Source organism: Mycobacterium sp., assembly GCF_035653355.1.
Lineage (GTDB): Bacteria > Actinomycetota > Actinomycetes > Mycobacteriales > Mycobacteriaceae > Mycobacterium.
In genome coordinates, this window is the sequence record NZ_DASRBZ010000461.1 from 1 (window position 1) to 4,944 (window position 4,944).

The 4,944-nt window shown below is 64.1% G+C and carries 3 protein-coding genes and 1 pseudogene; 3 read left to right on the top strand and 1 reads right to left on the bottom strand.

Annotated elements, in window-relative coordinates; genetic code table 11:
* A pseudogene (locus tag VFA16_RS15935) lies at positions 1-316 on the top strand (hypothetical protein); the annotation flags it as partial.
* A gap of 6 nt (positions 317-322) precedes the next feature.
* Here VFA16_RS15935 and VFA16_RS15940 read toward each other — a convergent pair.
* Positions 323-1,342, bottom strand: a complete 1,020-nt coding sequence (locus tag VFA16_RS15940) for an NADP-dependent oxidoreductase (protein WP_324968753.1) — start codon at positions 1,340-1,342, stop codon at positions 323-325.
* A gap of 188 nt (positions 1,343-1,530) precedes the next feature.
* Between VFA16_RS15940 and aceA the strand changes: the two genes are divergently transcribed.
* Positions 1,531-3,822, top strand: a complete 2,292-nt coding sequence (aceA, locus tag VFA16_RS15945) for an isocitrate lyase ICL2 (RefSeq protein WP_324968754.1) — start codon at positions 1,531-1,533, stop codon at positions 3,820-3,822.
* Positions 3,823-4,060: 238 nt separating this feature from the next.
* The coding region (locus tag VFA16_RS15950) for a sulfatase-like hydrolase/transferase (protein ID WP_324968755.1) at positions 4,061-4,944 on the top strand (884 nt) is incomplete at its 3' end.

Genomic DNA, 4,944 nt, shown 5'->3' on the forward strand with positions numbered 1-4,944 from the left:
AAAAGCTGAAGATCTTGTCGAGGATCGCGAAGCCGCAGCGCAGTACCTCGCCGCTGTCGAGGACTACGTAACCGCATTCAATGCGGCTGAGACCGAGGCCATCCGGAGACGCTGCAACGACTTCTCCCAAGACGGACAGCAGCGGATCGCGCGTGCGCGAAATCTGATGCGCATGGCGTCAGATCCGGCCGCTACCGCACCCGAACGTCAGCGCGCGTACGATCTTGCCGGCAAAGAACTTGACGGCCTGATCGTGTTGCCGCCTGCGACGCGGGCAAGCATCGAGCGCGGGATTTCTGGGGAGATCGACGGATAGGAGCGCTCAGCCCGGCGTCGGTTCGCCGACTTTGACGAGCATCTTGCCGATGTTGGCCCCGGTGAACAGCCCGTTGAGCGCGTCGACGCACGACTCGATGCCGTCGAAGACGGTCTCTCGATGCACGAGTTTGCCTTCCTGCTCCCAGCGGCGAAGATCGGCGAAGGCTTCCTCGAAGCGGTCCCACATCTCAAGGGCGTTAAACCCTTGCATGAGCGCAGTTTTGGCGAGCAGGTTCACGTAATTTGCCGGCCCCGGATGTTCGCCGGTCAGGTAGCTGGAGATGACGCCGCAGAGTACGACCCGCGCCTTGTGCGCAAGGCGGCCCAGCACCGCGTCGAGGATCGGTCCGCCGACGTTGTCGAAGTACACGTCGACGCCGCGGGGGCAGTGCTGCTTGAGCGCGGCCGCCAGGTTGCCTTCCTTGTAGTCGATGCACGCGTCAAACCCGAACTCGTCCACCACGACTCGGCACTTCTCTGGCCCGCCCGCTATACCCACTACTCGGGCGCCGGCGATCTTGGCGATCTGCCCGGCCACCGACCCGGTCGCACCGGCGGCGGCCGACACCACCACCGTCTCACCGGGCTTGGGCTTGCCGATATTGGTCATGCCGAAGTAGGCAGTGGCGCCGGTCGGGCCGTACACCGACATCACCGCCAGTTGGTCCTTCGCATCGGGTATCGGCGTGCTGAACACGTCGTCGCGGATGATCACGTATTCCTGAAAACCCGACAAAGTCGTGACCACGTCGCCAATGGCGTAGGCGGCACAGCGCGACGCCACCACCTCACCGATTCCCGCCGCCCGGATCACCTCGCCCAGCTGTACCGGCGGCAGGTAGCCGGGCTGGTCGTTGAGCCAGGTGCGCACGGCGGCGTCGATGCCGATATAGGTGTTGCGGAGCAGCGCCTCACCTTCTGCCGGCGCGGGTGCGGGCGCGGTGATCAGTTCAGTGTCGCCGGGTTGCACGAGACCGGTGGGGCGGCGACGCAACACGATCTGACGGTTCATGAGCTCGGGCACGACGCGAAACTACCGTGCTAGCAGTTCGAGTCACCGCAAACGGCGCAACCCCGCAGCCCGAAAACGGCGTCCGACTGGTGGCCGTGACCGGACCTACTAGCCGGTAGCAAAATGCCGGCATCAATAATCAAGGGGATAGACTCGCATCGTATCGTCGGGGAAAACCGCTGGACAGGAGCGTAAAACCCATGGCCACCACCATCGAAGCGGACGCAGAGACCCGCTCACCGTTCGAACAGCAAGTCGCCGCCACCCAGCGGTACTTCGACAGCCCCCGGTTCGACGGAATACTTCGCCTCTACTCAGCTCGCCAAGTCGTAGAGCAGCGTGGCACGATCCCCACCGACTACACCGTGGCACGAGAAGCGGCGACGGCGTTCTACGCCCGCCTGCGCGAGCTGTTCGCCCAGGGCAAGAGCATCACGACATTTGGCCCCTACTCTCCTGGCCAGGCCGTGACCATGAAGCGGATGGGCATCGAGGGCATTTACCTCGGTGGTTGGGCGACGTCGGCGAAGGGCTCCACCAGTGAGGACCCCGGCCCCGACCTCGCCAGCTACCCGTTGAGTCAGGTGCCGGATGAGGCCGCTGGGCTGGTCCGGGCACTGCTGACCGCCGACCGCAATCAGCAGTTCCAGCGCCTTCGCATGAGCGAAGCGGACCGCGCCGCGACCCCGGCCATCGACTTTCGGCCGTTCATCATCGCCGACGCCGACACCGGCCACGGCGGTGACCCGCATGTCCGTAACCTGATCCGGCGCTTCGTCGAAGCCGGCGTGCCGGGATATCACATCGAGGACCAACGCCCGGGCACAAAGAAGTGCGGCCACCAAGGCGGCAAGGTGCTGGTGCCATCGGATGAGCAGATCAAGCGGCTCAACGCCGCCCGCTTCCAGCTCGACGTCATGGGCGTGCCGGGCATCATCGTGGCACGCACCGATGCCGAAGCGGGCAACCTGATTGACAGCCGCGCCGACGAGCGCGACCAGCCCTTCCTTCTGGGCGCCACCAACCTGAGGATCCCGTCGTACAAGTCCTGCTGGCTGGCGCTGATGCGACGTTTCTATGACCTCGGAGTCAAAGAGCTCAACGGTCACTTCCTCTACGCCCTTCCGGAGGGCGAGTACGCCGCTGCCGACGCCTGGCTTGAGCGCCAAGGCATTCTGGAGCTGGTCAAGGAGGCGGCCACGGGTTGGCAGAAGAACGGCCAGCAGTCCGTTGACGCCCTGTTCGACAAAGTCGAGGCCCGGTTTGTCGAGGCCTGGGAGGACGACGCCGGGCTGGAGACGTACGGCGAGGCGGTTGCGGATCTGCTCGAATTCCGGGAGAGCGAGGGCGAACCGGCCGAGATGAGCGCGGCCGAGTGGCGCGAGTTCGCCAAGACAGCTTCGCTTTACGAAGCGCGCGAAAAAGCAAGGGAGCTCGGCGCCGACGCCGGCTGGGACTGCGAGCGCGCGAAAACGCCCGAAGGCTATTACCAGGTTCGCGGCGGCATTCCGTATGCGATCGCCAAGTCCCTTGCTGCCGCGCCGTTCGCCGATCTGCTGTGGATGGAGACCAAGACGGCTGACCTGGCCGACGCCAAGCAATTCGCTGACGCCATCCACGCCCAGTTCCCGGACAAGATGCTGGCCTACAACCTCTCGCCGTCGTTCAACTGGGACACCACCGGTATGACCGACGAACAGATGCGGGCCTTCCCTGAGGAACTCGGCAAGATGGGCTTCGTCTTCAACTTCATCACATACGGCGGACACCAGATCGACGGTCTGGCCGCCGAGGAGTTCGCCACCGCCCTCCGACAGGACGGCATGCTGGCGCTGGCCCGCTTGCAGCGCCAGTTGCGCCTGGTCGAGTCGCCGTACCGCACGCCGCAAACCCTGGCGGGCGGCCCGCGCGCCGACGCCGCGCTGCTGGCTACGTCGGGGCGCACGGCGACCACCAAGGCCATGGGCAAGGGTTCCACGCAGCACCAGCACCTCGTGCAGACGGAGGTGCCCAAGAAGCTGCTGGAGGAATGGCTGGCGATGTGGAGCGAGCACTACAAGCTCGACGAGAAGCTCCGCGTACAGCTGCGACCGCACCGCGCCGGTTCCGAGCTGCTTGAGCTCGGTATCTTCGGCGAGGGCGAGGATGAACTGGCCAACGTGATCTTCGCGCCCTTCCAAGACCGGCGCGCGAGCACGATCCTCACGGTGCGCGACCAGAACACCTTCGAAGAGAAGTTGCGTCAGAAGCGCCTGATGACCTTGATCCACCTCTGGTTGGTAAACCGCTTCAAGGCGTCCGCGGTGCACTACGTCACGCCGACCGAGGACAACCTCTATCAGACCGAGAAGATGAAGTCCCACGGCATCTTCCGTGACGTCCACCAAGAGGTTGGCGAGATCATCGTCGCCGACGTCAACCAACCGCGCATCGAGGAGCTGTTGGCGCCCGATCGCAAGGCACTGTGGCGGTTGATTCGCAAGGAGGACTAGCGGGTCGCCGCCGATTAAACCAGTGGGCGGTTAGCCGCGCGCTTATCTGCGTGGTACACACCGCGTACACCCATGACAGGATGTCCGGGTGCAGCATGTGATTAATCGTCGGACGGTGTTGACGGGCGCTGCGATCACGGCTGGTGCTGCCGCGGTCGGGGTCGGTGGCTACGAATTCCTGCGCAAGCCGGGCCGAAGCGATTCGGCCGTCGTTGGCGGTAACAAACCGAACATCCTGGTGATCGTTGTCGATCAGATGCGCGGCCCGCAGTGGTTTCCCGACCCTCACAAGCTCGACGCCATACTGCCCAACATCAGCCGATTGCGTAGGGGCAGCGTCTCGTTCGAGTCGCACTACACTGCCTCGAATATGTGCACGCCGTCGCGTGGTGTGATGACTACCGGTTTGTATTCGCATCAAACCGGGTGCCTGTTCACCGGAGAAGGGCCAAGCGAATCGAGCCTGGCGCCCAAGTTCCCCACATGGGGAACCATGCTGCGGCAGCAGGGCTATCGCACCTGGTGGTGGGGCAAGTGGCATCTCGGCCACTCGGGCGACACGACTCCTGAAGGCCTTGAGGCGCATGGGTTTTCGGGCGGCACCTATCCGTCGCCCAACGGCTCGCCGAATCAGGGGCTGCAGAAAGATCCCAGCATCGTCGACCAGTTTTGCGGATGGTTCGACGCGAACGCCGGCAACGGACCATGGTGCACCACTGTTTCGCTGGTGAATCCGCACGATATTTGTTGGTGGCCGAAAAACCCCTTGCCCGAGAGTGTTCCGCACTGGTTTAACGCCGGGCCGGTCAACTTCGAGACACCGGATGACCTCCATCGGCGCGGTAAGCCGCAGCTGCAGATCGACTTCATGAACTTCATGTCCCCGCTGTTGACCGGGATGCTGACGTATTCCGGACCCGATGTCGCAACGCAGTGGGCCCGCTGCCTGGACATGTATCTGTGGCTACAACAACAGGTGGACGCCCAAATCGGACGGGTGCTCGAGAAAGTGGCCGCACACCCCGCGATTGACCGCAACACTGTCGTCGTATTCACCTCGGATCACGGTGAGTACGCGGGTTCACACGGCCTGCGCGGTAAGGGGGCGGCGGCTTATGAGGA

Excerpts from the sequence above, each read along its gene's own strand:
- aceA (WP_324968754.1), top strand. The coding sequence starts at position 1,531 with ATGGCCACCACCATCGAAGCGGACGCAGAGACCCGCTCACCGTTCGAA.